This is a genomic window from Allobosea sp., assembly GCF_048595345.1.
GTDB lineage: Bacteria > Pseudomonadota > Alphaproteobacteria > Rhizobiales > Beijerinckiaceae > Allobosea.
This window is the reverse complement of the sequence record NZ_JBMDWH010000012.1, coordinates 1-13,461: the sequence shown is the minus strand read 5'-3', so window position 1 is coordinate 13,461 and position 13,461 is coordinate 1. Positions and strand designations below refer to the sequence as shown.

Here is a 13,461-nt window from a genome sequence, read left to right as displayed (position 1 = left end):
GCCGAGAAGCCGATGGCCGGGACGGCGATCAGCGCCCCGGTCATCACGCCGTTGAGCAGCGCCTGCAGCAGCTGGGTCACGCGATCTTCACCAGCGTGAGCTTGCCGCCCTGCACCTGCTCGTATCGGAACTTCGAGTCAGTGATGTCGCCGATTGCGTCGAAATCGCAGGGGCCGCTGGCGCCATCGTAATCGACCGCCTGCTTGGCCGCGATGGCCTTCAGCCCGTCCAGCGCATTGTCGATCTTCACGCCGCCTTGCGCCTGGCTGACCTTGCGGATCGTATCCTTGATCGCCGTGCCGGAAGCGTCGCCCGCCAGCGCGATCGCCAGCAGCACGAGATTGACCTGGTCGTAGATCTGCGTGGTGTAGGGATCGGGCGAAGCGACGCCGATCAGCTTGACCAGCCTCTCATAAGCCTTCGAGCCCTCGGCCGGAGAGGGCGAAATGACGAAGGTCTTCTCGACCGTGTCGGCCGGCACGCTGTCCAGCAGCTTCTGGTTCAGCCCGTAGCCGAAGGCGATCTTGGTGCCGCGGTAGTCGGCGCGGAATAGGTCCTTCAGCAGGACGCTGGTATCGGGCGCATAGCCGGCCATGATGATCGTATCCGGCTTGAAGCGCAGGATCTCGTCGACCTCGCTGCGGTAGGACGGCTTCTTGTCGTCGTAGATGAGCAGCTGCGCCTGGCCGCCGCTGGCCTTCACCACCTCGGCGATGGCCTCGAACGTGCTCTTGGCGAAGGGCGTCTGCGGCGAGGCGACGAAGACCCGCTTGGCGCCCTGCTGGAGCGCGAACTCGCCGAACTTCTTGCCCTGGAGTGTCGTGTTGGGCTGGGTGCGGATGAGGAAGCCCTGATGCGGCAACAGGGTGATGGAATCGGCGCCGGAAACCGTGGTCAGAAACGTCTTCGATTCCCAGCACAGCGGCGCCACGGCAGTCGTCACGGTCGAGGCCCAAGTGCCCATGATGGCCGAGACCTTGTCGACGTCGATGAGCTTGCGGGCCGCGCGGACGCCGGCTTCCGGATTGGTCTGGTCGTCTTCCGAAATCACCTCGACCTTGCGGCCGAGCACGCCCCCGGCGGCGTTGACCTCGTCGACCACGGCCTTGACGGCCTTGACCATCACGGGGCCGTAGGTGCCGCCCGAGCCGGTGAGCGGGGTCAGCGTGCCGAGGCGGATCGGCCCGGACGACTGTGCGAGCGCCAGCCCCGGCAGGCCGGACAGGCCGGCGAGCGCGGCGGTGCCGGCGAGAAGGCGGCGGCGATCGATCGTAAACTGCGTCATGACATATCCCCTCTTTTGCTCTCGTGTCTGAAGTCGGTCTTTGGAAGCGGATCGCGATGGCGGGCCTGCACGGCACCCCGGCGGCTAGCCGCCGAGGAAAAGCTTGCGGATATCGGGGTCGCTCGCGAGCTCCGGCCCGGCCCCCTCGCGGCTGTTGCGCCCGGACACCAGCACATAGCCGCGCGTCGAGATCTCCAGCGCCTCCAGCGCATGCTGCTCGACCATCAGGATCGGCAGGCCGCCCTTGTTCAGCGCCACGATCGCGTCGAACAATTCGTCCGCCGCCTTCGGGGAGAGCCCCGCCGTCGGCTCGTCGAGCAGCAGCAGTGAGGGTGCGTTCATCAGCCCCATCGCCATGGCGAGGATCTGCCGCTGCCCGCCCGAGAGCGTGCGCGCCAGCGCCTTGCGCTTCTGCGCCAGCATCGGATAGCGCGCATAGAGCTCGTCGCTGCGGGCACCAACGGCCTTGGGGTCCTGGAATCCGCTGATCTCCAGATTTTCCGCCACCGTCATCGCGCCGAAGACATTGCGCTCCTGCGGCACGAATCCGATGCCCCCGCGCGAGCGGCCGAGCGCGTCAGCCCTGGTGACATCGCGCCCGTTCAGCCGGATCGCGCCCTCGCGGGCCGGCACGAGCCCGGCGAGCGTCTTCAGCAGCGTGGACTTGCCGGCCCCGTTCGGCCCGATGATCGAGACGATCTCGCCCGCTGCGACATGCAGCGAGGCGCCCTTGAGAATCTGCTCCGCCGCGCCATAACCCGCGACGATGCCCTCCGCCGAGAGAATGGCTTCGGCCATGGCGCTCAATGCCGCCTCCCCAGATAGGCTTCCTGCACGCGGGTATCGGCCGCGACCTCGTCGAACGAGCCTTGTGTGAGGGTGCTCCCTTCCGCCATCACGATCACCGGCGCGCAGAGACGGCGGATCAGTCCCATATCGTGCTCGATCAGGCAGATCGTCAGGCCGCCCCGGTTGAGCGCGACGAGATGCTCCGCGATCTGCTCGGTGAGGCTGGGATTGACGCCGGCCATCGGCTCGTCGAGCAGCAGGATCTTAGGCTCTGCCATCAGCGCCCGGCCGATCTCGACGAGCTTCTTCTGCCCGCCGGAGAGGGCAGTGACCGGGTTGTCGAGCACATGGTCCAGCCGCAAACGCTTCGCAATGGCGAAAGCCCGTTCCGCCAGCTCGGCCTCCCGCTCCCGCCCGGCCCGCGAGCCGAAGAGCCCGGCGAGAAGACCTTCCCCCGGCTGCGCCGCGCCATAGAGCATCAGGTGCTGGAACACGCTGAGCTTGGGAAAGCCGCGCGCCAGTTGAAAGGAGCGCACCAGCCCCGCCGCGACCAGCTTTTCGGGCGGAAACCCGGCCGTCTCGGCCACGCCCAACTTCACCGAGCCGCCATCGGGCCGGTAGAGGCCGGAGACCGCGTTGAACAGGGTCGACTTGCCGGCACCGTTGGGCCCGATGAGACCGGTGAACGAACCGTCCGGAACCGCGAAATCCACACCGCGCAGCACGGGCACGCCATAGAAGGACAGTGTCAGCCCTTCGATCCTCAGCGCCGCGCTCACGAGGCGGCCTTCCGGGGCACGGCCGCCGCCACCGGCTTGATCGGGAATTGCTGGCGCACCTGCTGTTTCCAGAACTGGAGAATGCCCTCGTAATAGGCCGGATCGCCGGGCCGCAGCACGGTCTGGGTGATCATGCCGCGAACCAGACACATCGTCGCGTTCATCACGGTGCGGGTATGGTCCGGATCGGCCCCGGCGCGAACCGCCAGCGCCGTCCAGATCGCGTCGAGCCCGGCATGGAACTCACGCACGGTCGGGATCAACTGGTCCCGGAAATCATCGTTGTGCCGGGCCTCCGGCAGGAACTCCATCGTCACATAGAACAGCCGGTCGTCCATCATCCGCCAGATGTAGTCTACGATCTCGTCGCTCGACCCTCCGCGGGCGATGAACTCCTCGGCGAAACGGTGCAGATCCCGGGCGGTCTTGCTCAGCAGGTCGGCGACGGAGGCGCTGATGATCGCCTCCCTGCCGCTGAAATGATGGGTCAGCGCGCCCCGCGAAACGCCGGCATAGCGGGCGATATCGGTGGTCGTGGTGCGGGTGAGGCCCTTCTGATGCAGCAGATCGATGGTGGCCCCCATCAATCGCGCCGACATCTCGGCGCTGCGCTCCTGCTGCGATCGTCGCTTGGTCATGGCGGCCCGCTCTCCTTGCGATCAAGCTGGCGTGGAATTTCCAAACAAGCAAGATTGTTTTTTAATCGCGGTGGCGCTGCTTTTTAGGCGGCCGCGCCCTGGCCTGCGCCCTGACAGGTGGCCCTCCGTACAATCGGCTTTCGAGCCTCGGGGCATGCCGCCATGGCGCAGGAGAAGCGTAAGCCTCCCGATGCTCGAGAAGGTGAGCCTGGCGCAGACCGACGGGGGAACCGAATGTCCGCGCCAGCGAAACGCCTCAGCCCCGCCTGGAGTCGCCGCTGGGTCGAGCATGTCGTGGTGAAGCCCAGTGTCTCGGAGCGACCGGCCTGCCGGGCCTGGGACCAGCATCGTTCGCCGCAGAGGAAGCAGCCCATCGGGCGAGCCCACGGGACGGCCTCAATGGCCGATATCGTCGAATTCACGACGCTGTATGGGCGTTATGGCCCTCGGTGGATTGCAGCGGTGCCGCGCACGGCGGCCGGGCGGTGAGCCATCACATGCCGGGACTCGAGAGCTGATGGCAGCGATCGACCGCTCCGGCTGGAGTCCGACAGCTGTCGTGAAAGACGGCGGGACATCACGAGGCTCGTGGGACCCGGGACAGGACGTCCGATGATGCCGCCATCGCTTTCACCATCGCAGCAGGCGAGGCAGAAAAGCGGTCGCAAAGGTCGCTGATATGATCGTGGCCGACATGTACCACGTTGCCACGAAGGGAATGGCATCATCAGGGCAATGGATCGCGTAGGCGATGATCGCGATCCCCGCAGAGGCCAGGCCTGCAGCAACCCCGGTCAACCGGCGATCGACCGGTGCGCCGCGGCGGGCCAGCCATCCCAGGAGCGCGAGCGGGCACAGCGCGAGCAGCGGCACGATGACGAGACAGCTGCGCCAGTTGCGTCCGAAGATCAGGATGCTCCACTGATCGGACGGAGCCAGCCAAAGCACGACCATGGCCCCGCCGATCAGCAGAGCCGCCGGCACGGCGAACCACGGCAGCAGCGCGCGGACTTGCAAGCCGGGCCGCAGACTGCGTTCGAACAGAACCAGCGCGATCCCCGCCACGCCCGCGCCGAACGCGAATTTTGCGATCACCGGCGGGGTCGTGAGCGCCATCGCCAGATCCGGGCGCATGCCGAGCCATATCGCGACGACGACCGAGGTCAGGACGAGGCCGAACATCCCTGCAAGCCATGCCGCACGGCGCAGCCAGCCGCTATTGACCGGGCGGCTCGTCGCACTCAGCAGGGAGATCAGATGCTCGGTCTGCATGCCTGTTGTCCAAGGGAATCACGGGAGGAATTCGCCGGGAGCCGGCGAAAGGTTACAAGGTGGGATACCGTCAGTCCTTGCGCCGAGCGCGGGTGAGAAACCGCGCCATCGCCTTGAGACCCCGATGGATGGCGACCTTCGCCGCCGTCTCGCTCATGCCCGCTTCGCGGGCCGCCTCGGCCACACTGCCGCCCTGGAGCTTGACCCGGTCGATCAGCCGGCGCGTGCGCTCCGGCAGCCCCTCCATCGCCCGCGCCAGATCCATCCGCGCATCGGAGGCCTGGCTGTCCGGCGCGGCCAGTGCGAAAGCCTCCTCCTCCAGGGGGAGATGGCCGGAATGCCGGCCACTGCGGCGCAGATGATCCACGAGCTTGTAGCGGGCGATGGCATGCGCCCAGGCCGTGACCGGGCTCGAAGGCTCATAGGTGTGACGGGCGAGATGCAACGCCAGCAGCACCTCCTGCAGCACGTCCTCGGCCTCGCTGGGCTCGCTGCGGCCCGCTCGCTTCAGCATCTGGCGCAGATAGCCGCGCAGGCGCGCGCCGATCGTGTCGAGAAAAAGCCGGTAGGCGGCATTGTCGCCGGCGAGTGCGGCGAGAAAGAGGGGCCTGAGCTGGATTTCGAGGTCTTCGAGCGACAAGGCGTATAGGGTCCGGGCAGTGCTGATCGCGTATGACTCCGTGACATGCCGCAGCGAGCCTCACAAGCGTGTGACCGCCAGATGAGTCCCGCCGCGTCGCCCGATAGCGTCGCCCGCATGCGCCGCGAGCGGGGCCGGAGGCAGCGAGATGGGTGGTCGATGGGTGCTGGTTCTGGTGGTCCTTCTGGCACTGGCAGGGGCCGCCTTGGCGCAGGTCCCCGGCGCGCCCTGCGGCGCACAGCGCTGCGATGTCGAGAACGGCAGCTACCGCATCCTGCTGCCTGCCGGCGTTCCGACGGGCGACAGGATCGGCGCGATCCTGTTCTTCCACGGCTATGGTGGCTCGGCCGATGAGGTGTTCTCGGATGCCGCTCTCGCCTCGGTCGCACAACGGCTGGGCGTGGCGCTGATCGCCCCCGACGGGATCGGCCGCTCCTGGTCCTTTCCGGGGTCGCCCGCCCGAAACCGCGACGAATTCGCCTTCGTCGAGCAGGTGCTGGCCGATGTGACCGCGCGGTTTCCCGTCGATCCGGGACGGATCATGGCCAGCGGCTTCTCGCAGGGCGGCTCGATGGTCTGGTCCCTGGCCTGCCGGATGCCCCGGCGCTTCGCGGCCTTCGCGCCCATCGCCGGCGATTTCTGGCAACCCCTGCCGGAAAGCTGCGCCTCGCCGCGCCCTCCCCTCATCCATGTCCACGGCCTCGCCGATCGGACGATTCCGCTCGCAGGGCGGTCGCTGCGGCCAAGCGTGCGGCAAGGCGATCTTTTCAAGAGCCTCGCCGTGCTGGCGCCCGGGGGCTGCACCGCAACCTGGGAGGACGAGATCCGCAGCGCCGGCCAGCCGGAAGGTCTCGCATGCCGGCGCGCCCGCGGCTGCAGCGGGCCGGCGCTGCTCGAACTCTGTGTCCACGCCGGTGGGCATGTCGCCGAGGCGGGCTGGGTCGAGCGGGCCTGGCGCACCGCGATGCCGCCCGCCTCCGACACCCTGCCGCGCTCGCCGGAAAGCCGGGGCATCACGACTCCGTGAACATGTAACCGCAGCGAGGGCGCGGACGATTTCCCCGGCATGGCCGCGCAGGCGGCAGGCTGGGGCCGACGATGCGCCGAGATACGACCAACGAAGCCGGAACCACCCTACCGGCGACAGACCGCCCCTTGCGCGGGGCCGATGTTGTCGCCGCCATGCTGGCAAGGGCCGGCGCGACCCATGCCTTCGGCATTCCCGGTGGCGAGGTACTGGCGCTGGTCGATGCGTTGGAGCGGGCGGGCATCGCCTTCCGGCTGGCCCGCCACGAGAATGCGGCCGGCTTCATGGCGGAAGGCCTCTGGCACGTCACGGGTGCGCTCCCGGTCCTTCTCGCGACGCTCGGCCCCGGCGTTGCCAACGCCGTCAACGTGGTCGCCAATGCCCAGCAGGACCGCGTGCCGCTGATCTTCGTGACCGGCTGCGTCGATGCGGCACTGGCGGAGAGCTACACCCACCAGGTCTTCGACCATGCCGCCGTGCTGCGGCCGCTGGTGAAGGCGAGCTTGCGTGCCGCTCCGGGTACGGAGGCGCTGGTAGTCGCCAAGGCGGTAGCCCTCGCCCGGCGCGGGCGGCCAGGGCCGGTGCATATCGACCTGCCCATTTCCGTGGCGGAAGCGACGGTGGAGCCGCGCACGCTGCCGGCGATCGCGCCGGCCCCCGCGAGCCTGCCCGCCGATCTTTCGGCCGCCTCGCGGATGCTCGCCGCGGCACGCCGGCCGCTGGTGCTCGCGGGGCTCGATCTGGTCGGCGGCAGCGGGGCGCAGGCTCTCGACCGCTTCCTTGCGGTCACCGGCGCGCCCCTGCTCACGACCTACAAGGCCAAGGGCTTGATCCCGGAGGATGATCCGCGCGTCATCGGCGGCGTCGGGCTGTCGCCGAAGGCCGACGCGATCGTGCGCCCGCTGATCGATGCAGCGGACCTGATCGTGCTCGCCGGCTACGACCCCATCGAGATGCGACAGGGCTGGCGCGATCCCTGGCCGGCGGACAAGCCGGTGATCGACGTCGTCGCCGAGGCGATGCCCCACGGCATGCACGCCGCCAGCCTCGTGCTCGAAGGGGACGTGGGGACGATCCTCGCCCGGATCGGCGAGGGTCACGCGCCTGTCGCGACCTGGCCGGAAGGCGAGCCGGCGGCCGTCCGCGAGCGCTTCCGCGCCGCCTTCGCGGCCCCTGACGCCTGGGGCCCGCATGCCGTGTTCGAAACGCTGCGGATGGCGGCGCCGGCGGGCACCGTCGCGACCGCCGATTCCGGCGCCCACCGCATCCTGCTCCGCCAGAGCTGGCGCTGCGACGGTCCCGGCCGGCTGCTGCAGTCCACGGGGCTGTGCACCATGGGCTGCGCCCTGCCGCTGGCGACGGGCGCGGCGCTCGGCTCAGGCCGGCCGACCCTCTGCTTCGTCGGCGATGCAGGGCTCGAAATGGTGCTCGGCGAACTGTCGACCCTGCGCGACCTCGCCCTGCCCGTGGTGATCGTCGTGCTGGTCGACGAGGCGCTCGGCCTGATCGCGCTGAAGCAGAAGCAGATGGGGCTCGCCCGGGCGGGGGTCGATTTCGGCGCAAGTGATTTTGCGGCCGTGGCCCGCGCCCTGGGCGGATATGGCGCAACCGTCACCGACCGCGCCAGTCTCGCGCAGCAAGCCCGGGCGGCTTTCGCACGCGAGGGCTTCAGCCTGATCGCCTGCCCGATCGACGCCGCGGCCTATGAGGGCGCCTTCTGATGACCTCGTTCCCCTCCGCCAAGCGGCCTCGCGACGAGCGGCTCGACCTGTTCCGCGGGCTGGCCATGCTGATCATCTTCATCGCGCATGTGCCGTCCAACAGCTGGAATGCCTGGATCCCGGCGCGCTTCGGCTTCTCGTCCGGCGCCGAGCTGTTCGTCTTCTGCTCGGGTTTCGCGAGCGCGCTCGCCTTCGGCGGCGTCTTCGTCAGGCGCGGCTGGTGGCTGGGCACCGCGCGCATCGTCTATCGACTCTGGCAGATCTACTGGGCGCAGATCGGCCTCGTCGTCGCGCTGGTCGCCATCGTGGCCGCGCTCGACAGCGGGCTCGGCCGGACTGATCTCCCGGGCCAGTTCGGGCCCTTGCTGAGCGATCCGGCGCGCGCGCTGCTCGGCCTTGCGACGCTGAGCTGGCAGCCGGATTATCTCGATATCCTGCCGATGTATCTCGTCATCCTGGCGCTGGTGCCGGCGGTGATGGGGTTGCGCAGCCTGCATCCGGCGCTGCCCTTCGCCCTCAGCGGAACGCTTTATGCGCTCGCCTGGATCGAGGGTCTGAACCTCCCCGGCAATCCCTGGACGGGCGCCGGCTGGTTCCTGGACCCCTTTGCCTGGCAGGCGATCTTCTTCCTCGGCTTCTTCATCGCCATGGGCTGGCTGCCGCTGCCGCAGCTGCGCCAGCCCCGGCTGGTCTGGTCCTGCGCGCTTTTCCTGATCCTCTCGGTGCCACTGTCTTTCTGGGGCATCCTCGAGCACTGGCCCGTCTCGCAGGCGCTGCGGAACCTGCTCTTGTCCGGCGAGACCGAGAAGACGCTCCTGCATCCGCTGCGGATTTTGCATTTCCTGGCGCTCGCCTATCTGGTCCTGAGCCTGATCGACCCCTGGCGCGGCCGGCTCGATCGGGGCATCGGCCGCCTCTTCATCGTCATCGGGCGGCAGTCGCTCGCCTGTTTCCTCGCCAGCCTTGTGCTTGCGCGACTGGCAGCGGTGCTGACCGACCTTGCCGGCCAGGACGCCTTCGCCGTCGCGGTGGTCAATCTCGTAGGCTTCACCGCGATCTACGCCACGGCGCTGATCGTCGGTTGGTTCAAGAGCATGCCCTGGTCGAAGCCGGCGCGCCCGGCCGAGCCCTCCCGCGCAGAGGCCCAGCCCGGCGAGACCCTGTCGCTGGCCGGCTCACGGTTCCGTGAAGCGAGTTGAACGACGGTTGATCGCGTCGCTGCGAACTCAGCGATGGGACGCTCTTCGGGGCGTCGGCAAGGAGCCTGGCACGATGTTCGAAGACCTCTCCGGCGACCGTATCAGCGTCGCCAATGATGCCGCCCGCTTGGCCTGGAACGACACGCTGGAGGCGCTGATGGCGCATGCTGCGGCAACGCCCGAGCATTTGGCGCGCACGCTCGATGCCGATCCCGATTTCGCCCTCGCCCACGCCGCCAAAGGCCTGATGCTGCTGTCGCTCGCCCGGGCTGAACTGACGGCTTCCGCCGGGGCCTGCCTCAAGGCGGCGAGGATCGCGATGGCCAGTCGCCAGGTGACCATGCGCGAGACCCAGGTCGTGGAGGCCTTGGACCTTTGGCTCGCCGACAAACCGCGGCTGGCGGCTCTGAAGCTGGAAAGCATCCTCGAAACCCATCCGCGCGACGTGCTGGCGCTGAAACTGTCCCATGCGATCCGCTTCATGCTCGGCGACCAATCGGAGATGCTGGCGACGCTGGAAAAGGTGACGCCGCATTTCGACGACGGGCATCCCCTCGCCGGCTATGTCGCCGGCTGCCATGCCTTCGCGCTGGAGGAGCGCGGATTCTATGCCGAGGCTGAAGGCAAGGGCCGCCGCGCCGTCGAGCTCGCGCCTCGCGACGCCTGGGGGCGCCATGCCGTCGCGCATGTGCTGGAGATGACCGGGCGGGTCGACGAGGGCATCGCCTGGCTCGACGATGGACGGCATTGGGCCCACGCCAATAATTTCCGCTTCCACATGGTCTGGCATCTCGCCCTGTTCCGGCTGGAGCGCGGGCAGACCCGCGAGGTGCTGCGGCTTTATGACGAGGGCGTGCGCGCCGAACAGACCGACGATTACCGCGATATCGCCAATGGCGCGGCGCTGCTGGCGCGGCTGAACTACGCCGGCGTCGATGTCGGGGCTCGCTGGGAGGAACTCGCCGATCGCGCCGGTCGGCGCGTCGCCGATGGGCGCCTGGTCTTTGCAGATCTGCATTATGCTGTCGCCCTGCTCGGTGCCGGGCGCGACGACATGGCGCAAACCATAGCCACCCATCTCGCCCAAGACAGCCTCGCGCATCGCAGCGTCGAGCGCCGCGAGGCCAGTCGCAGCGGTGCGCTGGCGGCCTATGGGCTGGTCGCATTCCAGGCCGGCGATTACTGCGAGGCCGCCCGGCTGCTCGGCGCCGCCCGCGGCGGCCTCGTTGCGGTCGGCGGCAGCCATGCGCAGCGCGACCTGTTCGAGCAGGCCTATATCGAAAGCCTCGTCCGCGCCGGCGCCCATGATCGCGCGGCCCATATCCTCACCGAAAGGCTGTCCCGGCGCGGCGGCGACAATCTCTTCGCCAGCCGTCGTCTCGCGCGTTTGCGCATCGGTGAAACCGGCCGCGTCGCGGCCCTCGCGGTCGCTGCGACGCCGCTCGCGCTCGCCCACTGAAATCGCGTGCGGCCCATGCTGCCTGCGGGCCGTCTCGCCCGACCCATTCACCACCGAAGGAGAAGCAAGCCATGAACATTCAAGCCGCCACCATGCCACGCGCCTTCCCCATCCCGTCCGCCCGCACGGTTGCGAACCTCGCCATCGGCGGTTTCGCCGGGCTCGGCTTCTGGGAGCTGTTTGCTGCCGTCCCCACCGCTTGGTTCGCCGAATACCCGCTCGAGCCGCCGGAGCTGGTGAAGTCGCTCTTCTCCCATCAGTTCGGGCTGTCGCTCTCGACGCCTGTGGCGAAGCTGCTGCACTTCATCACCGGCTTCCTGTTCTACCCGCTCGGCTACTGGGTGGTGACGCGCTGGATGAAGAGCTTCGGCATGCCGGCCGATGGCTGGATCTGGGGCGTGATCACCTATTTCATCGCGCTGGCCTTCTTCGCCCCGCTTGCCGGCCAGCACTTCCTGCTCAATGACGTGCCGCGCCTGTCCGTGATGAGCCTGATCGGCCACGCCATCTATGGCTGGCTCGCGGCCTATGTGTTCGAGGCGCTCGAGGCGAGGGAGACGATGAGGTGAGCGGCCTCCTGCTCCTGAACCGCCGCGGCCTCTTGCTGGGTGCGGCAGCCGCAGGCCTCGCCGGCACTGCGCGCGCCGCAAGCGGGCCCCTGCCCAAGACCATCCCCGTCAACACGCTGGGCTCGACGGAAGGCGTCGCGATCCGCGGTTTCGATCCCGTCGCGTATGTCCGCGAGGGGGTGCCCCGTCTCGGCCTCGCCGAGCACAGCGTCATCCGCGACGAGGCCGTGTGGCGCTTCGCCAGCGCCGAAAACAAGGCGCTTTTCGCGGCCGATCCGTTGCGCTACCTGCCGGCCTTCGGCGGCTTCTGCGCCTATGGCACCTCACGCGGCTATCTCGTGAAGATCGAGCCCGAGGCCTGGAGCATCGTCGCCGGCAAGCTCTATCTGAACTACGATCTGGCGACGCGGACGACCTGGCTGGGCGACACCCGCAGCTATATCGCCCGGGCCGACAGGCTCTGGCCGACGCTGGGCGAGCGCGACATTCGCTGAACCCTGTCGCGCAGGAGGCCTGCCCACGAAAAACCCCGCCGGCTGTCTCGATGACGGCCGGCGGGTTGTCGCATTGTCGATCTGGGGTTCAGCATGCCGGAGACGAGCATGCCGAGACCAGGATCGCCCGGCTCTCGCCTTGCGTGTCGCGCGTGCCGGAGCGGCGCGCGCCGGCGCCTGCGTCAGAAGAGCAGATCCAACCTCGCCTTCGCCGCCGCGAGCTCGCGCTCCAGCACCGCGATCCGCTCGTCGCGGTCGGCGAGCGCCGGGGCGACATCGGCGGCCTCGAAGCGCTGCGGGATATGCTGGGGGCAGTTGAAGTCGAAGGTCTCCACCTCGAAGACGAGCGCGCGCTCGGGCCGGGCCCGGTAGCCCTCGGGCATCAGGCCCGCCAGAAAAGCGGGGTCGTCCTCCACCTCACTGGTGTTCGTGTTGAGGGCGAGGATCTTCATCAGGCTGCGTTCCCCGCGGGCCTGGCGAAGGCCGATAGCTGCCGGCGAACATACGTGCCGGTTCCGGGCGCGCCTTCCAATTCGCCTTCATGGACCACGAGTTGGCCACGGACGATGGTCGTGACCGGCCAACCTTTGACGGGGAAACCCTCATAAGGCGTGTAGTCGCTTCCATGGTGCAGCAGGGACTGGCTGATCGTGACCTCCCGCTCTGGATCCCAGATCGCGATGTCGGCATCCATCCCAACCGCGATCGAGCCCTTCTGCGTCAAGCCGTACATCTTCGCGTGATTGGTCGCCGAGAGCGCCACGAACTCGTTGAGGCTGATCCGACCCTTGCCGACCCCTTCCGAGAACAGGATCGGCAGCCGCGTCTCGACCCCCGGGATGCCGTTCGGTACCCAGCGGAAGGAGGTGCGGCCCTTTGGAAGCAGCTTGCCGGCGGGATCGTCATAGCGGAACGGGCAGTGATCGGAGGAGAAGACCTGGAAGAGGCCGGTCTTCAGGCCCTCCCAGCAGGCCACTTGGCTGGCTTGGTCGCGCGGCGGCGGCGAGCAGACATATTTGGCGCCCTCCATGTTGAGGCCGTCCATGTCCTTCTCGGTCAGCACCAGATATTGCGGGCAGGTCTCGCCATAGACCTTGAGGCCGCGCGAACGGGCCCGGGCGATCTCCTCCATTGCCTCGCGGTTCGAGACGTGGACGATCATGACCGGCACGTCGATGAGCTCGGCCAGCGAGATCGCGCGATGCGTCGCCTCCCGCTCCACCGGGATCGGCCGCGAGGTGCCGTGGAACTTCGGCGCGGTCTGCCCGCCCTGTTCCAGCCTCTGCGTCAGGAAGCGGATCGCGTCGTAGTTCTCGGCATGCACCATGACGAGGGCGCCGGTCTCGCGCGCCACGCTCATGACCTGCAGCATCTCGTAATCGGCCAGCGCCAGCCCCTCGTAGGTCATGAAGACCTTGAAGGAGGTGTAGCCGTCGGCGATCAGGGCAGGCAGGTCCTGGCCCAGCACCTGCTCCGTCGGCTCCGAGATCACGAGGTGGAACGAGACGTCGGTGTGGCAGCGCCCCTCGGCGAGGGCGTGGTAGGCCTTCACCGTCTCGCGCAGGCTGGTGCCCTTCTCCTGCACGCAG

General features: G+C 68.4%; 13 protein-coding genes and 1 pseudogene. 6 read left to right on the top strand and 8 right to left on the bottom strand.

Going from position 1 to position 13,461, the window contains the following annotated elements:
* Positions 1 to 76: 76 nt before the first annotated feature.
* The 6 genes from ACOJTB_RS01660 to ACOJTB_RS01635 form a co-directional block, all read right to left on the bottom strand.
* A complete protein-coding gene (locus tag ACOJTB_RS01660; protein WP_420100775.1) occupies positions 77 to 1,285 on the bottom strand; it encodes an ABC transporter substrate-binding protein in 1,209 nt (402 codons plus the stop codon).
* A gap of 84 nt (positions 1,286 to 1,369) precedes the next feature.
* Positions 1,370 to 2,083: an ABC transporter ATP-binding protein gene (locus tag ACOJTB_RS01655; RefSeq protein ID WP_420100776.1), complete on the bottom strand. Its 714-nt coding sequence runs from the start codon at positions 2,081 to 2,083 to the stop codon at positions 1,370 to 1,372.
* Between the two features lie 5 nt (positions 2,084 to 2,088).
* Positions 2,089 to 2,853: an ABC transporter ATP-binding protein gene (locus ACOJTB_RS01650; RefSeq protein WP_420100774.1), complete on the bottom strand. Its 765-nt coding sequence runs from the start codon at positions 2,851 to 2,853 to the stop codon at positions 2,089 to 2,091.
* Positions 2,850 to 3,491 carry a TetR/AcrR family transcriptional regulator gene (locus ACOJTB_RS01645; RefSeq protein ID WP_420100773.1) on the bottom strand — a complete coding sequence of 214 codons (642 nt, stop codon included), beginning with the start codon at positions 3,489 to 3,491 and terminating at the stop codon, positions 2,850 to 2,852. The genes ACOJTB_RS01650 and ACOJTB_RS01645 overlap by 4 nt, the downstream gene beginning before the upstream one ends.
* A gap of 630 nt (positions 3,492 to 4,121) precedes the next feature.
* On the bottom strand, positions 4,122 to 4,763 hold the full coding sequence (locus ACOJTB_RS01640; protein ID WP_420100772.1) for an NrsF family protein: 642 nt from the start codon (positions 4,761 to 4,763) through the stop codon (positions 4,122 to 4,124).
* A 70-nt stretch (positions 4,764 to 4,833) separates the two neighbouring features.
* On the bottom strand, positions 4,834 to 5,403 hold the full coding sequence (locus ACOJTB_RS01635) for a sigma-70 family RNA polymerase sigma factor (RefSeq protein ID WP_420100771.1): 570 nt from the start codon (positions 5,401 to 5,403) through the stop codon (positions 4,834 to 4,836).
* A 148-nt stretch (positions 5,404 to 5,551) separates the two neighbouring features.
* On the opposite strand from ACOJTB_RS01635, the gene ACOJTB_RS01630 reads away from it, so the two are divergent.
* The 6 genes from ACOJTB_RS01630 to ACOJTB_RS01605 all read left to right on the top strand — a co-directional run bounded on the left by ACOJTB_RS01630 (position 5,552) and on the right by ACOJTB_RS01605 (position 11,872).
* Entirely contained in the window at positions 5,552 to 6,430 is an 879-nt protein-coding gene (locus ACOJTB_RS01630) for a CE1 family esterase (RefSeq protein WP_420100770.1), read from the top strand.
* Positions 6,431 to 6,501: 71 nt separating this feature from the next.
* Entirely contained in the window at positions 6,502 to 8,151 is a 1,650-nt protein-coding gene (locus ACOJTB_RS01625; RefSeq protein WP_420100769.1) for a thiamine pyrophosphate-binding protein, read from the top strand.
* Complete coding sequence (locus ACOJTB_RS01620; RefSeq protein ID WP_420100768.1) at positions 8,151 to 9,350, top strand: OpgC family protein; 1,200 nt, start codon at positions 8,151 to 8,153, stop codon at positions 9,348 to 9,350. The genes ACOJTB_RS01625 and ACOJTB_RS01620 overlap by 1 nt, the downstream gene beginning before the upstream one ends.
* 73 nt (positions 9,351 to 9,423) lie before the next feature.
* On the top strand, positions 9,424 to 10,809 hold the full coding sequence (locus ACOJTB_RS01615) for a tetratricopeptide repeat protein (protein WP_420100767.1): 1,386 nt from the start codon (positions 9,424 to 9,426) through the stop codon (positions 10,807 to 10,809).
* Between the two features lie 71 nt (positions 10,810 to 10,880).
* The gene (locus ACOJTB_RS01610; protein ID WP_420100766.1) at positions 10,881 to 11,378 is read left to right on the top strand and encodes a DUF6789 family protein; all 498 of its coding nucleotides are present in this window, start codon (positions 10,881 to 10,883) and stop codon (positions 11,376 to 11,378) included.
* On the top strand, positions 11,375 to 11,872 hold the full coding sequence (locus ACOJTB_RS01605) for a YHS domain-containing (seleno)protein (protein ID WP_420100765.1): 498 nt from the start codon (positions 11,375 to 11,377) through the stop codon (positions 11,870 to 11,872). Before ACOJTB_RS01610 ends, ACOJTB_RS01605 begins: the two co-directional genes overlap by 4 nt.
* A gap of 182 nt (positions 11,873 to 12,054) precedes the next feature.
* Here the strand turns inward: ACOJTB_RS01605 and ACOJTB_RS01600 are convergent.
* Positions 12,055 to 12,288: pseudogene (locus ACOJTB_RS01600) on the bottom strand (pyridoxamine 5'-phosphate oxidase family protein); the annotation flags it as partial.
* 35 nt (positions 12,289 to 12,323) lie between these two features.
* Positions 12,324 to 13,461, bottom strand: a 1,138-nt coding sequence (gene hydA, locus ACOJTB_RS01595; RefSeq protein WP_420100764.1) for a dihydropyrimidinase, incomplete at its 5' end; no start/stop codon positions are given.